Here is a 13736-nt window from a genome sequence, read left to right as displayed (position 1 = left end):
CCATGTCGAACAGCATGCTCTCCACCACGTCATGGCGGTCGTCCTGGCCGTCCTCGGGGCCGTCCTCGGGGCGGCCATCGCGGCGTTCCTCGAACCTGGCCGGCGCGGTCGCGCTCGCCTTCGCGGCGCTGGGCGCCTGCGTGCCGCTGGGCGCGCAGGCGGAAGCGACCAAGATCCTCTTCGTCGGCAACAGCTACACCTTCGGACGCGTCGATCCGGTGATGAGCTACAACGCCGCCAACGTCCACGACCTGACGGCGGCGATGTACGCCAGCAACCCGAGCGGCGCCAACAGCTTCGAGCCCCATCCGTGGGGCGGCGTCGCCGGCATCTTCAAGCAGTTCACCGTGCAGGTCGGGTTGGACTACGACGTCTCGATCTCGGCGCGCAACGCGGCCTCGCTGCGCGGGCAGTTCCTCAACACCAACAACGCCGGCTGGGACCTGCGGGGCAACATCGGCTCGCAGGCCTGGGACAAGGTGGTGCTGCAGGAGCAGAGCGACGAGCCGCTGACCAAGCAGCCGGGCCTGGCCTCCAACCCGGCCTACTTCAACACGTACACCAACCTGATCGAGAACTGGATTCATCAAGGCAACGCGCTCAGCTACCGCGAGCGCGACCTGATCGGCGGCACGAACGCCAAGTGCGCGGAGATCACCGGGGCGTCGACGGGCACCTGCTCGCTGCTGCGCAACGTGCCGGCGAACGCCCATGCCAACGCGAACGCCGACGTGTACCTCTACCAGACCTGGGCGCGGCCCAACCTGGTCAACGCGCCCAGCACGACGGTCACCGACGAGAACACCGGCGAGGTCATCCCGACGGGGCAGCCCGCGCCGTCCTTCTACCCGTCGCTGCAGGCGATGACCGACGACCTGAAGCAGGCGTACACCGCGGCGGCGCTGATGGCGGGCGCGGACGGTTCGGGCGGCATCGCCGGCGTCGCGCCGGTGGGCGAGGCCTTCATGCGCGCGATCGCGGCGGGTGTCGCGACGCCCGACATGTACGCGTCGACGGCGGCGACGGACGGTCTGCTCGACCTGTGGTTCGACGACGGCACCCATGCAAGCAAGTACGGCTCCTACCTGAGCGCGCTGACGCTGTTCGGCACGATCACGGGGCTGGATCCGGCGGTGCTGGGCCTGAACGAGATCGCCGCGCGCGACCTCGGCATCAGCGCGGCCGACGCGCTGCTGCTGCAGCGCGTGGCGAGCGACCAGCTCGGTTTCGCCGCGGCGGTGCCGGAGCCGGCATCGTTCGCGCTGGCGGGGCTGGGTCTGGGCCTGCTGTGGATGCTGCGTCGACGTCGCGCGGCGGCGTCGGCCGCGGCGCCTTTGATGGCCACCATGCCCGCCGCGCTCGTGCCCGGCGGCGGGGCGGCCTGACTGCAATGATCCGAAGGGAGAAGAGGATGACGATGAAGCGGATGACGCGAACGAACGGAATCGGCGGCGCGAGCGTGTGGGTCGCGCTGTCGACGACCTTGTCGCTGGTGGCCGGCGTGCCGGTTGCCTTCGCGAAGGGACCGGCGGGCGCGAGCTTCGACATGGCGGCCGAGACCGCGCCGGCCCCGGCTGCCTGTCCGTCGGGCGTCGGCGAGGGCGCGAGCTGCCTGTCGGGCAAGGACAGCGCCGGCGCGCTCTACATGATCGTGATGCCCAGGCAGTGGAACGGGGACCTCGTCGTGCATGCGCACGGCGGGCCCTTCCTGGGCGCGCCGACGGTCAAGCGCGTGACGGAGGACGTCGAGCGCTGGACAATCATGCCGCGCCTGGGCTACGCGTTCGCGACGTCGAGTTACCGTCAGGGCGGCGTGGCGGTCACCGCCGCGGCCGAGGACAACGAGCGCCTGCGGCGCCTGTTCATCGACAAGGTCGCCAAGCCCAGGCATGTCTACCTGCACGGCCAGTCCTGGGGCGCGAGCGTGGCGGCCAAGGGTGCGGAGCTGTTCGCCGACGGCGAGCCTTACGACGCGGTGCTGCTCACCTCCGGCGTGCTGGGTGGCGGGACGCGGAGCTACGACTTCCGGCTCGACCTGCGTGTCGTCTACCAGTACCTCTGCCACAACCATCCGCTGCCGAGCGAACCGCAGTACCCGCTCAACATCGGGCTGCCGGCGGATTCGCCCTTGAAGCAGCCTGATCTTGCGAAGCGCGTCGACGACTGCCTGGGCCTGAACAAGCCGGCGGCGGAGCGCACGCCGGAGCAGGCGTCGAAGATCAAGACCATCGTCGACGTGATCCACATCCCGGAGCGCAGCATCCAGTCGCATCTGAACTGGGCGACCTGGCACTTCCAGGACATCGCGCAGAAGCGCACCGGCGGCGCGAGCCCGTTCGGCAACGTCGGCGCGGTGTATGCCGGCTCGAGCGACGACGCGGCGCTGAACGCGGGCGTGCTGCGCTACACGGCCGATGCGAAGGCGGTGGCGACCTTGTCCGCCGATGCGGACCTGGGCGGGAAGATCCCGGTGCCGGTGCTGACGGTGCACGCGATCCACGACCCGACGGCGATGGTCGAGCTGCAGGAGAGCTTCGGCCGCACGATGGCTGCCGCGGGCCGCGGTGATGCGCTGGTGCAGACCTTCACCGGCGACAAGGACCACAGCTACCTCAGCGACCCGACCTATGCGGCGCTGATGGACGCGCTGACGACCTGGGCCACGCAAGGGAAGAAGCCGACGCCCGAATCCATCGCCGCCGGCTGCGAGAAGGCCAGGGAGAAGCTGGGGCAGACCTGCCGCTTCGAGCCGAAGTACCAGGTGAAGGCCATCGAGACGCGGGTGCCCAAGCGCGACCGGCCCTGACAAGGCGGTCTTCCAAAGTGGCCGCGATGAGGCGTCGGGATGACGCCTCATCGCAGTTCACTCGGCCGGAGGCTGGTGAGTCGAGCGATAGGTCGACAGGAAAATGTCGGCGAGGTCCACTTCGTTCAGAAGTCCCTGCGCGACGTCAATCATGACCTCTTCGAAGTGTGTGGTGCGCGCCAGTTCGATTCCTGCGGCTTCGAGATACGCCAGTGCGCTGACCAGCGCCGTGCGCTTGTTGCCATCGTTGAAGACGTGTCCTCGAGCGATGGCCACTGCATACATGGCGGCAATCTCTCAAAAGCGTCCTGCATGCCCGTGAACTGCATCCGGAAGGAGACGCGTGACAGCGCTCCTTCCAGCGCTCCCTCGCCCCGCCATCCGGGTAGGCCACCTTCATTCAGAAGAATGGTCCGGTGGAACTTCATGACATCTTGTGCGTCAAGCATGGCTCAACGCTTGGCCAGTGCGCGCAACACATCGCGGTGTTTCTCGATGACCCGCTCGGCAATGGCCTGCCAATCTGGTTTGGCTTCGCCGGCGGGCGAGGATTCTCCGGAACCCGGAAGATTCTTGGCAGGGTAGATCTGTGTCCTTTCGAAGTAAGGGATGCCGTACTTCTCGTGCAATTCGCGTATCGATTTCATGAGCGACTCCTTGGGCTTGCAGCGTATTCGGCTCGCGGTATCTCTCGCAATCACCTCGACGTAGGTATCGCATCCCCCATCGGTGTCCCCCCTTTCGGGAGAAGCGAAACGCGACGATCAGGCGAAGAATTGGCCGGTTCCCATGCACAGGAGCTCGCCATGTTCACCGACCTGATCCGCACCGGCCGCGAGGATGCGCCGCAGGGCAACCGCCGAGATTTCATGGAGGCGGCCGCCGCGCTCGGGATCAGCGTGATGGCGGGGCCGGTGCTCGCGCAGGCGGGGCAGGGCGGCGCGCCCGACCTGATCCTGCGCAACGGCCGCATCACGACGATGGATCCGGCCAGGCCGGAGGCCACCGCCATCGCGCTGCGCGACGGCGTCGTGATGGCCGTGGGCACGGACGCGGAGATCGCCAAGCTCGCCGGCGCGAAGACGCGTGTCGTCGATATCGAGAAGCGCCGCGTGATCCCGGGGCTGACCGACTCGCACATGCACATCATCCGTGGCGGGCTCAACTTCAACATGGAGCTGCGCTGGGACGGCGTGCGCTCGCTGGGCGCGGCGCTGCAGATGCTCAAGGACCAGGCCGCGCGCACGCCGGCGCCGCAGTGGGTCCGCGTCGTCGGCGGGTGGAACGAATTCCAGTTCGACGAGAAGCGCATGCCGACGCTCGCCGAGCTCAATGCCGCCGCGCCGGACACGCCGGTGTTCGTGCTCAATCTCTACAACCAGGCCTTCCTCAACCGCGCGGCGCTGCGCGCGGTCGGCTACACGAAGGACACGCCGCAGCCCGCCGGCGCCATCATCGAGCGCGACGCGCGCGGCGAGCCCACCGGCCTGCTGCTCGCCGAGCCCAACGCCTTCATCCTCTACAACACGCTGAACCTCGGCCCCAAGCTCGATCCCGAGCAGCAGCTCAACTCGACGCTGCACTTCATGCGCGAGGAGAACCGGCTCGGCGTGACCTCGGTCGGCGACGCGGGCGGCGGCTTCCAGAACTATCCCGACGATTACGCGATCATCGACAAGCTTGCCAGGGAGAACCGCCTCACGGTGCGCATCGCCTACAACCTGTTCCCGCAGAAGGCCAAGCAGGAACTGGCCGACTTCCAGCGCTGGGCGCGCACCGGCAAGCCGGGCGACGGCAGCGACTTCTACAAGCTCAACGGCGCGGGCGAGATGCTGGCCTTCAGCGCCGCGGACTTCGAGGACTTCCTCGTCCCGCGGCCCGAGATGCCGGCGGCGATGGAGAACGACCTGGAAGGCGTGGTGCGTTTCCTTGCCGGCAACGGCTGGCCGTGGCGCATGCATGCGACCTACAACGAGACGGTGTCGCGCAGCCTGGACGTGTTCGAGAAGGTCCATCGCGACCACCCGATCGACAAGCTCGGCTGGTTCTTCGACCACTGCGAGACGGTGACGCCGCAGAACCTCGAGCGCATCAAGCGGCTGGGCGGTGGCATCGCGGTGCAGAACCGGATGTCGATGCAGGGCGAGTACTTCATCCGCCGCTACGGGCTGAAGGCGACGGCCGAGACGCCGCCGGTCAAGCGCATGCTGGAGATGGGCATCCCCGTCTCGCTGGGCACCGACGCGACGCGGGTGAACAGCTACAACCCGTGGCAGGCGCTGTACTGGCTGGTGTCGGGGCGCACAATCGGCGGCACCTTGCTGTATCCGGAGGAGCGGCGGCTCGACCGCGTCGCCGCGCTGCGGCTGATGACGGCCGACGGCGCCTGGTTCTCGCGCGACACGGGGAAGAAGGGCGTGCTGAAGCCGGGCGCGTTCGGCGACCTGGCGGTGCTCGACCGCGACTTCCTGACCGTGCCCGAGGACCAGATCCAGGACATCACGTCCGTGCTGACCGTGGTGGCGGGGAAGCCGGTGCACGGCAGCGGCGCCTATGCGTCGCTCGCGCCGGCCTTGCCGCCGGCGATGCCGGACTGGTCGCCGGTGCGCACCTACGGCGGCTACCAGGCGCGCAAGTCGGCGGCGTCGTCGTCGCTGAGCGATGCCGGGCGCCGCTACCAGTACGCCGCGCAGTGCGCCTGCGCGAGCGCGTGCGGTGTGCATGCCCACGATCACACGGCGGTCGCGAGCGCGGCGCGCGACGCATCGGCGGCGCAGGCGTTCTGGGGCGCGATGGGATGCAGCTGCTACGTGTGAGGCTGTTCTCTGGCGTCGATGCCGATGATCGCGGTGGCCGCAGCCTCAGCCGCCGTCGTTGCTGGCGCTGCCAGAGGGGTCGCGCGGCACCGGCGAGCGTCGTCAGTCGCCGAGTCCGAACAGCTTCGCCGCATTGCCCCAGGCGATCTTGCGGGACGCGTCCGCGGGCAGGTCGCCCAGCCAGGTGCGGTAGCCCTTCATCGTGGCCTCGTAGTGCTGCCAACGCTGGTTGACCCAGGTGTCGGAGCCGACGAGGAAACGATCCGGGTACTTCAGGATCAAGGCGCGCCACGCGGGGCAGAGCTTGCCGTCGTCGCAGGTGAGACCGGGGCGGTAGGACAGCTCGCCCATCAGCCGCGGGTACTTCGCGAGCAGCGCCTCCACGCGCTCGATCGGCGCACCGTTGATCCCGGTGTGCGCCCAGATCAGTCGCGCTTCGCGGCCCTTGCTGGGCGTCGCTTCCATCAGCAGGTCGATCGCCTCGTCGTCGACGTGCGCGAGCACGACGAGCGACTTCTCCTCCGCCAGTGCCATCAGCTTCTGCGCGACCGGGCCGCGCGCGTTGGCGCTGTCGTAGAGGTGGAACTCGCCGATGCCGCGGTAGGGGCCTGACGCCGTCCCGCGCGCGGAGTTCATCCTGCACCATGCGATAGATGCTCTCGTTGCGGAACCAGCCGTCGTAGTCGGAGCGGGTGCGATAGAGGCGGATGAACGGGACGACGGTCACGCCGGCCGCTCGTGTCTCCGGCAGCGACGCGAGCGTGCGCGTGCCGTCGTTCGGGCGCGAGTTGGCGAGGATCGCCTTCACGCCGCTGCGCTGCATGCGCGCGAGCACGTCCGACGGCGGATGCGGGCCGTCAAGGCCGTTCCAGGCTTCCTCGTTGTAGTGGAGGTGGGCGTCGAAGATCGGGCCGACGTAGTCGGCGGCGTAGGCCGCGCTGCCGCCGGTCAACGACACCGCGAGCGCGGTGAACGACGCGAACACGGAGACAAGCGACATCAGCCGCCGGAGAGCAGGGCGCATGGACGGCTCCAGTCGATGGGACCGGAGCCTATTCTTACTCAGTCGCTCATGCAGTCGCTCAAGCAGTCGTTCCTGCAGTCGTTCACTCGATCGACAGCAGCGTCACCGACCTCGCCGGCAGCGTCAGCGTCCGGCCCAGCGTCCTGCGCTCGCCGGTCATGACGTCGACCGCCGTGTCGCCCTCGCGCAGCATCTCGGGGAAGCGCGACAGGTCCAGCTCGCGCGACTCCTTCGCCTTGCTCAGCACGAGCATCAGGCGCCTGCCGCCGAGGCCCTGGGCCGCGTCGTAGCGGAACAGCACATAGCTCTCGGCCAGCGGCGCGTACTGCATCAGCGCGCCGCCGTGCACGAGCGCCTCCGTCTTGCGCCAGTTCAGCAGCCGCTTCAGCCACGCCTGCGCGCCGGCCTGGCGCTCGCCCAGCCCCGCGCCGGTGAACGCGTTGACCGCATCGCCGGCCCAGCCGCCGGGGAAGTCCGCCCGCACCGCGCCGTCGTCGCGATGGCGCGGGCTTGTCATCAGGATCTCGGAACCGTAGAAGAACTGCGGTATCCGCCGCACGAAGGAGAGGTAGGCCCAGGCCATCTTCGTCAGCTCGACGTCGTCGTGCAGCACGCTGTAGACGCGCGGCGTGTCGTGGTTGCCCTCGAACAGCACCAGGTTGGCCGGGTCCGGATAGACGAAGTCATGCGCCAGCGCCTCGTAGAGCTTCGTGAAGCCGCCGTCGTGCGCATCCTGCTGGTTCAGGGCGGCCAGCAGCGCCTCCTGCAGCGGGAAGTCCATCAGGCTCGGCAGCGAGGACACGTAGCCGTCGTGGTTGCGCTTGCCCGCCTGCCAGTACGACACCACGGCCGGGTGGGGGCTCCATTCCTCGCCGACGATGTTCAGCTTCGGATACTCGTCCTTGAGGCGGCGCGACCAGGCGGCCAGGAAGTCCTTGTCGGAATAGCTGTAGGTGTCCGTGCGCACGCCGGCCAGGCCGGCGGTCTCGATCCACCACAGGCTCATCTGCGTCAGGTAGGTCGCCATCAGCGGCTGGCGCTGGTTGAGGTCGGGCATGCCGGGGCTGAACCAGCCGTCGCTGAAGCGCTTGCGGTCGCTCGGCGCGGCGTACGGATCCTGCAGCGACATGCGCGCGTGATGCGTCTCGGTGTACTGGGGCCAGGTGTTGACCCAGTCCGCCGTCGGCAGGTCGGCCATCCACCAGTGATGCACGCCGATGTGGTTCAGCACGATGTCCTGGATCAGGCCGATGCCGTGGCGTTTCGCCTCGGCGCCGAGCCGCACGAAGTCGTCGTTGCTGCCGAAGCGCGGATCGACCTGGTAGAAGTCGGTCGCGCCGTAGCCGTGATAGCTCCACTTCGGGCTGTCGTTCACCGACAGCGGGGTCGGCCACAGCATCGTGAAGCCCATCGCGGCGATGTAGTCGAGGTGGGACGTCAGGCCCGCGAGGTCGCCGCCGTGGCGGCCGCCCGGGTCGTCGCGGCGCAGGCCTTCGGCCAGGCCCGGCACCTCGTCGTTGCGCGGATCGCCGTTGGCGAAACGGTCCGGGACCACCAGGTAGATCGCGTCCTTCGGTCCGAAGCTTTCGCGCTGTGCCGAGCCCGGCAGGCGCGCGCGCGAGGACGTAGCCATGCTCGACGACGACCTGCCCGTCGCGCTTCAGGCGCAGCGTCAGCGTGCCCGGCTGGGCCGACGATTCGATCCGCAGGTCGACGAACAGGTAGTTGGGGCTGTCGCCGCGCCGCGTGCCGACCAGGGTCACGCCGGGCGCGGGCGCCAGCTCCGCCTGCAGGGCGCCGATGCCCGCGCCGTGCAGCATCAGCTGCAGGTCGGGCGACTTCATGCCGACCCACCAGTCCGGCGGCTCGACGTGATCAAGCGTCACCGGGGCGGTGGAAGCGGTGGAAGAGGCGGGAGCGGTCGTCGCGGCGGAGGGAGCGTTTGTCATGACAAGAAGGCTCAAGGCGAGGAAGACGGTGGAGACGGTGGAGACGGTGGAGACGAAGGGGGTGGAAGGCGTGAGCGAGGCCAGCGGGGCGAGTCGTGCGATGAGGCGCGTCGTGGTCGGCATCCTGCACGCCCTTCAGCGAAGGCGGAAGACCTGCACCGACAGCGGCGCGGCGGTCAGCGTGACCCGACCCCGCGCATCGGCGGCGAGTGCCCTGGCCTGGATGGCGGCCGCCGAGCCCGACGGAGGCTGCGGGTGCAAGGCGCGAAGGCGCGCCTTCGCCGGCAGGCCGGGGAGCGTCACCTCGGTGGCAGCCCGCCCGTAGTTGATGACGACCAGCACGCGCTCGTTCTTGTAGGCGCGCTGGAAACTCAACACCTGACCCTGCGCGAGCGGCGCCTCGTAGCGGCCGCGCGCGATCGCCGGCTGACCGTTGCGCAGCGCCAGCATCGCCTTGTAGAAGTTCAGCAGCGAGCCCGGATCGGCGGCCTGCGCCTGCGCGTTGTGCGTCGAGAGGTTCGGCGAGGCCGGCCGGAACGGCGTGCCCGTCGAGAAGCCGCCCGGCGCCGGGGTCCAGCTCATCGGCGCGCGCAGCGGCGCATCGCCCGGCAGGCCGGCGACGCCGGCCTGGCCGATCTCTTCGCCGTAGTAGATGAACGGCGTGCCCGGCAGCAGCAGGTAGGTCGCGGCGGCGAGCTTGTAGCGTGCCTCGTCGCCCTCGAACTGGTCCCAGGCCCGCTTGCCCGCGAAGATGTCGTGATTGCTCAGCATCGTGGCCATCGACAACGGCGCCTCGGTGAAGAAGCGCGCGACCTTGGCCACCGCCTCGACCGAACCGTCGCCGCCCTTGGCGGCATCGATCACCGCGCGCTCCAGCCCGAAGGCGAAGGCGCTGCCGCAGATGTCGTCGCGCGTGTAGACCTTGGGTTCGGCGGTGGCCTCGCACACGACGAAGCGCCGCGGGTAACGCTTGATCAGGCGCGTGAAGTCGCCGGTCAGGACGCGGCTCTCCGGCTGGTCGTTCCAGTCCTTCGCGCTGTTCTCGATCAGGTGCGGCACCGCGTCGAGGCGGTAGCCGTCCAGCCCGCGGTTGAGCCAGAAGCGCAGGCTGTCCGCGTGGTACTTCACCACCGCCGGGTTGCGCATGTTGAAGTCGGGCATGTGCGGTCCGAACACCGCGAAGTAGCGCGGCGATCCGGCGCCCGCCTGGGCCGTCGATTCAGGCTTCGGCGGCGCGCTCGCGCCCTCGGGCACCTCGGGCGGGACGTCCTCGCCGGGCAGGTACCAGGGCGTCTTGCCCCAGATGTCCCAGTCCTTCAGCTCTGCCAGCGGCTGCGGGGTCCACACGAACCAGTCGCGCCACGGGCTGGCCGGATCCGCCGCCGCCGCGCGGAACAGCGGATGCTCGCGCGCGCTGTGGTTGATCACGTAGTCCATGACGACGCCGATGCCGCGCCGGTGGGCTTCGAGGATCAGCTCGTCGAAGTCGGCCAGCGTGCCGTACTGCGGCTCGATCGCGCGGTAGTCCGTCGTCGCGTAGCCGTGGTCGTGGTCGGCGCTGGCGGTGATCGGCATCAGCCAGATGCCCTTGATGCCGAGGTCCTTCAGGTAGTCCAGCCGCTGCGTCACGCCGCGCAGGTCGCCGATGCCGTCGCCGTCGCTGTCCTGGAAGCCGCGCACGAAGATCTCGATGAAGGCGCCGTGCTGCCAGCCCTCGGGCAGCGCGCTGTGGCCGCGCGCCTCCTGGACGGGCGAGAGGTCCACGGGCGTCGCGGCCCTGGCCGGCGTCGCCGCGGTGGCCGGCGCCGCGTGCGCCGTCGGTCCGGCGGCCGTCGCGACGGCCAGCACCGTGGCCGTGGCGAGGGCGAAGGGGCGACGAGTCATCTCGCGAATCTCCTGGTCTTGTGATCTTGTCTGTAGCAAAAGTACAAATCTGAACGTCGCCGGAAGAAGCTTCGGAGACGTCGTCGCGCCGCAGCATAGAAGGTATGGCCTATGAAGGGAAGTCCTGATCGCCCTCGTATGTAGTTTTGCTACCATCTGAAGCGCAGTGCCGGCACGGCCTTCAAGGAAGGTGGATCCGGCGCCAGAACCACCTTCCGATGGAGATCCGATGGGCGTCCGCTCGACCTTGTCCCGCCCCTGGCCACGTCTGGCGGTATTGATGCTGAGCGGCCTGGCCGGAATGCCGATGGCCATCGCCGCAGGCGATTCCTTGATCGCCGCAGGCGATTCCTTGGTCGCCGCAGGCGATTCCACGATCGCCGCAGGTGACCCTTCGCTGGCCGCCTGCGGCGCCGGGTGGGCGACGGTGCTGGCACCGCAGTCGCCGACGCTGGCGCCCCAGCCCGCCGCGCCCGCGATGCCGCAGCCGGTGTGGCTCGATGCACGCCGCCTGCGCTGGCCGGGCTTGACGCTGGCCGCCGGCGAGACCGTCCGGTGGCATCACTCGGCGGCTGGCGGATTGACCTTGAATGAAGGGCGCGTGGCCGGGAGCGACCGCAGCCTCGCGCTCCGGATCGTCGACGTCGCCCGCGAGCCGCTGAGCGCGGAGATCGCCGCGCAGGGCGCCTATCTGGGCGCCGGCCCGGAGTTCGCGTTGGAGGAAGGCGTCGACGCGGCCGTGCTGCAGCGCGGTCAGGCGCTGGTCGTCGTCGAGGACGCGCAGGGCCGCGTGCGGCGCTGGAGTCCGGCGCAGACCGCGCGCGCGCTCGATGCGATCTACGCCGCCGCCGAGGACGAGTCGGCGCTGGGCGTGACGGTGGGGTCGAAGGGCGCCGCCTTCAAGCTGTGGGCGCCGACGGCCGATCGCGTCGCGCTGTGCGTCTACGACGGCCCCGACAGCGCTGCCCGTGTGCGCCTCCCGCTGGCGCGCGACGACCGCACGGGGATCTGGGCCGTCGACACGGCGCGCACGTCCGGCGAGGCTGACTCACCCGGCGCACCCGGCGTATCCGGCGCGGCGGGCGTGCGAAGCGGCTCGTATTACCGTTACCTCGTCGAGCTCTTCGTGCCGGGCGTTGGCCGCGTGCGCAACCTCGTGACCGATCCGTACTCGGTGAGCCTGTCGGCGGATTCGGCGCGCAGCTACGTCGCCGACCTGTCCGAGCCGCGCCTGCAGCCGCGCGGCTGGTCGGCCAGCCGCATCCCCGACCGCGTGAAGACGCCGACGGACATGGTCGTCTACGAACTGCATGTGCGCGACTTCTCCCGCGACGACCGCAGCGTGCCCGCCGCGATGCGTGGCAAGTACCTGGCCTTCACGCAGTCCGGCTCGGCCGGCATGCGCCACCTGCGCGCGCTCAGCGAGGCAGGCCTGACGGACGTGCATCTGTTGCCGGTCTTCGATCTGGCCACCGTGCCGGAGCGCCACTGCGCGATCCCGCGCGTGCCGAGGGCCGCGCCCGACAGCGACGCGCAGCAGGCGGCCGTCATGGCCGTCGCCGACAGCGACTGCTTCAACTGGGGCTACGACCCGTACCACTACAGCGCACCCGAGGGCAGCTTCGCCAGCGATGCCAATGACGGCGCGGTCCGCGTGCGGGAGTTGCGCGCGATGGTGATGGGGCTGCATGCGGCGGGACTGCGCGTCGGCATGGACGTGGTCTACAACCACACGACGGCCTCTGGGCAGCATCCGCATTCGGTGCTGGACCGCATCGTGCCCGGCTACTACCAGCGCCTGGACGTGCTGGGCCGCGTCGAGCGCTCGACCTGCTGCGACAACACCGCCACCGAGCACCGCATGATGGGCAAGCTGCTGGTCGACTCGGTGGTGCTGTGGGCGCGGGAGTACAAGATCGCGTCCTTCCGCTTCGACCTGATGGGGCACCAGCCGCGCGCGGTGATGGAACAACTCCAGGCGCGCTTGAAGCGCGAGCTGGGTCGCGACGTCCAACTGATCGGTGAAGGCTGGAACTTCGGCGAGGTCGCCAACGGCGCGCGATTCGTGCAGGCCTCGCAGCTGTCGCTGAACGGCACCGGCATCGGCACCTTCAGCGATCGCGGCCGCGATGCGGTGCGCGGCGGCGCGGCGGGTGACGATGCGGCCACCTCGGCGCGCCGGCCTGGGCTCATCGTGCCGGCGCAGTCGGGGGATGCTGCGCGCCGCGAGGAACTGCTGCACCAGGGCGATCTGCTCAAGCTCGCGATGGCGGGCACGCTGCGCGGCTTCGAGCTGGAGACCGCCGATGGCCGTCGCGTCGCCGGCGAACGCCTGCCCTACGGCGACCAGCCCGCCGGCTACGCCTCGGTGCCGGCGGAGGTCGTCAACTACGTCGAGAACCACGACAACCAGACGCTGTTCGACGCGCTGGTGCTGAAGCTGCCGCGCACCACGAGCGCCGACGACCGCGCCCGCACGCAGGCGGTGGCGCTCGGGATCAATGCGCTGAGCCAGGGCGTCGCCTACTTCCATGCCGGCGGCGAATTGCTGCGCTCCAAGTCGATGGACCGCAACAGCTACGACTCGGGCGACTGGTTCAACCGGCTCGACTGGCGCGGTCGCGACAACGGCTTCGGCGCCGGCCTGCCGCCTGCCCGCGACAGCGGCCAGGACTTCGCACTGCTGCGGCCGCTGCTGGCCGATCCCGCGATCAAGCCCGGTCCGGCGCAGATCGACTGGACGCGGCGCGTGTTCCTCGACCAGTTGCGGATCCGCGCGAGCACGCCGCTGTTCCGGCTCGCCGATCCGGAGGAGATCCGGCGCCGGCTCGTCTTCCACAACACCGGCCCGGCTCAGCAGGCCGGCGTGGTCGTGGGTCGACTCGACGGGGCTGGACGCGCGGATGCCGTGTTCGATCGGCTGCTGTACGTCGTCAATGCCACCGCCGAGCCGACGTCGCTGACCTTGCCGGCCGAAGCCGGCTTCGCCTGGCGCCTGCATCCGGTGCAGCGCGCCGCCGGCGCGGCGGATACGCGCATCCGCAACGAGTCGCGGGTCGACGGCGTGCGGGGGCATTTCCGGGTGCCGGCGCGCAGCGTCGCGGTGTTCGTCGTCGAGCGTCGTTGAACGGTCCCGTTACGACACTGGAGCGACGCCGGAGCGTCGCTGAGCCTCGCGGGCGTCCCGGGTCTGGACCTTCGCCGGGCGACTTTCAAGCCCGGGATCACCCCATCCGTCGCACGGGGCTGCGCGCCTC

At 69.8% G+C, this 13736-nt stretch carries 8 protein-coding genes and 2 pseudogenes; 4 read left to right on the top strand and 6 right to left on the bottom strand.

Annotated elements, in window-relative coordinates; genetic code table 11:
- Positions 1-2: 2 nt before the first annotated feature.
- Entirely contained in the window at positions 3-1385 is a 1383-nt protein-coding gene (locus ACFJIX_RS28330; protein WP_377156101.1) for a PEP-CTERM sorting domain-containing protein, read from the top strand.
- 41 nt (positions 1386-1426) lie between these two features.
- Positions 1427-2806, top strand: coding sequence for a hypothetical protein (locus ACFJIX_RS28325; protein ID WP_377156099.1), 1380 nt, complete (start codon positions 1427-1429; stop codon positions 2804-2806).
- Positions 2807-2863: 57 nt separating this feature from the next.
- On the opposite strand, the gene ACFJIX_RS28320 is transcribed toward ACFJIX_RS28325, so the two are convergent.
- Together ACFJIX_RS28320 and ACFJIX_RS28315 are read right to left on the bottom strand one after the other, a co-directional pair.
- Positions 2864-3091, bottom strand: a complete 228-nt coding sequence (locus ACFJIX_RS28320) for a type II toxin-antitoxin system death-on-curing family toxin (RefSeq protein WP_377156096.1) — start codon at positions 3089-3091, stop codon at positions 2864-2866.
- Between the two features lie 167 nt (positions 3092-3258).
- On the bottom strand, positions 3259-3453 hold the full coding sequence (locus ACFJIX_RS28315) for a hypothetical protein (protein WP_377156094.1): 195 nt from the start codon (positions 3451-3453) through the stop codon (positions 3259-3261).
- A gap of 255 nt (positions 3454-3708) precedes the next feature.
- Between ACFJIX_RS28315 and ACFJIX_RS28310 the strand changes: the two genes are divergently transcribed.
- Complete coding sequence (locus tag ACFJIX_RS28310) at positions 3709-5622, top strand: amidohydrolase (protein ID WP_377162029.1); 1914 nt, start codon at positions 3709-3711, stop codon at positions 5620-5622.
- A gap of 102 nt (positions 5623-5724) precedes the next feature.
- On the opposite strand, the pseudogene ACFJIX_RS28305 reads toward ACFJIX_RS28310, so the two are convergent.
- From ACFJIX_RS28305 to ACFJIX_RS28290, 4 genes and pseudogenes are all read right to left on the bottom strand, one after another.
- Positions 5725-6622 (bottom strand): annotated as a pseudogene (locus tag ACFJIX_RS28305) (amidohydrolase family protein).
- 106 nt (positions 6623-6728) lie between these two features.
- Positions 6729-8279 carry an alpha-amylase family glycosyl hydrolase gene (locus ACFJIX_RS28300; protein WP_377156093.1) on the bottom strand — a complete coding sequence of 517 codons (1551 nt, stop codon included), beginning with the start codon at positions 8277-8279 and terminating at the stop codon, positions 6729-6731.
- Between the two features lie 43 nt (positions 8280-8322).
- A pseudogene (locus ACFJIX_RS28295) lies at positions 8323-8466 on the bottom strand (cyclomaltodextrinase N-terminal domain-containing protein); the annotation flags it as partial.
- Positions 8467-8730: 264 nt separating this feature from the next.
- A complete protein-coding gene (locus tag ACFJIX_RS28290) occupies positions 8731-10479 on the bottom strand; it encodes an alpha-amylase family glycosyl hydrolase (protein WP_377156091.1) in 1749 nt (582 codons plus the stop codon).
- Positions 10480-10708: 229 nt separating this feature from the next.
- Between ACFJIX_RS28290 and ACFJIX_RS28285 the strand changes: the two genes are divergently transcribed.
- Entirely contained in the window at positions 10709-13606 is a 2898-nt protein-coding gene (locus tag ACFJIX_RS28285) for an alpha-1,6-glucosidase domain-containing protein (protein ID WP_377156089.1), read from the top strand.
- Positions 13607-13736 lie beyond the last annotated feature (130 nt).

Origin of the sequence: Roseateles sp. UC29_93, from assembly GCF_042695725.1 — a bacterium.
Lineage (GTDB): Bacteria > Pseudomonadota > Gammaproteobacteria > Burkholderiales > Burkholderiaceae_C > Roseateles > Roseateles noduli_A.
Note: the sequence above shows the minus strand (reverse complement) of the source record. Positions and strands in the feature narration are given on the sequence as shown.

Coding starts and splice junctions, on each gene's coding strand:
- ACFJIX_RS28300 (WP_377156093.1), bottom strand. CDS start 8,279: ATGGCTACGTCCTCGCGCGCGCGCCTGCCGGGCTCGGCACAGCGCGAA.
- ACFJIX_RS28290 (WP_377156091.1), bottom strand. CDS start 10,479: ATGACTCGTCGCCCCTTCGCCCTCGCCACGGCCACGGTGCTGGCCGTC.
- ACFJIX_RS28285 (WP_377156089.1), top strand. CDS start 10,709: ATGGGCGTCCGCTCGACCTTGTCCCGCCCCTGGCCACGTCTGGCGGTA.
- ACFJIX_RS28325 (WP_377156099.1), top strand. CDS start 1,427: ATGACGCGAACGAACGGAATCGGCGGCGCGAGCGTGTGGGTCGCGCTG.
- ACFJIX_RS28310 (WP_377162029.1), top strand. CDS start 3,709: ATGGCGGGGCCGGTGCTCGCGCAGGCGGGGCAGGGCGGCGCGCCCGAC.
- ACFJIX_RS28315 (WP_377156094.1), bottom strand. CDS start 3,453: ATGAAATCGATACGCGAATTGCACGAGAAGTACGGCATCCCTTACTTC.
- ACFJIX_RS28320 (WP_377156096.1), bottom strand. CDS start 3,091: ATGTATGCAGTGGCCATCGCTCGAGGACACGTCTTCAACGATGGCAAC.
- ACFJIX_RS28330 (WP_377156101.1), top strand. CDS start 3: ATGTCGAACAGCATGCTCTCCACCACGTCATGGCGGTCGTCCTGGCCG.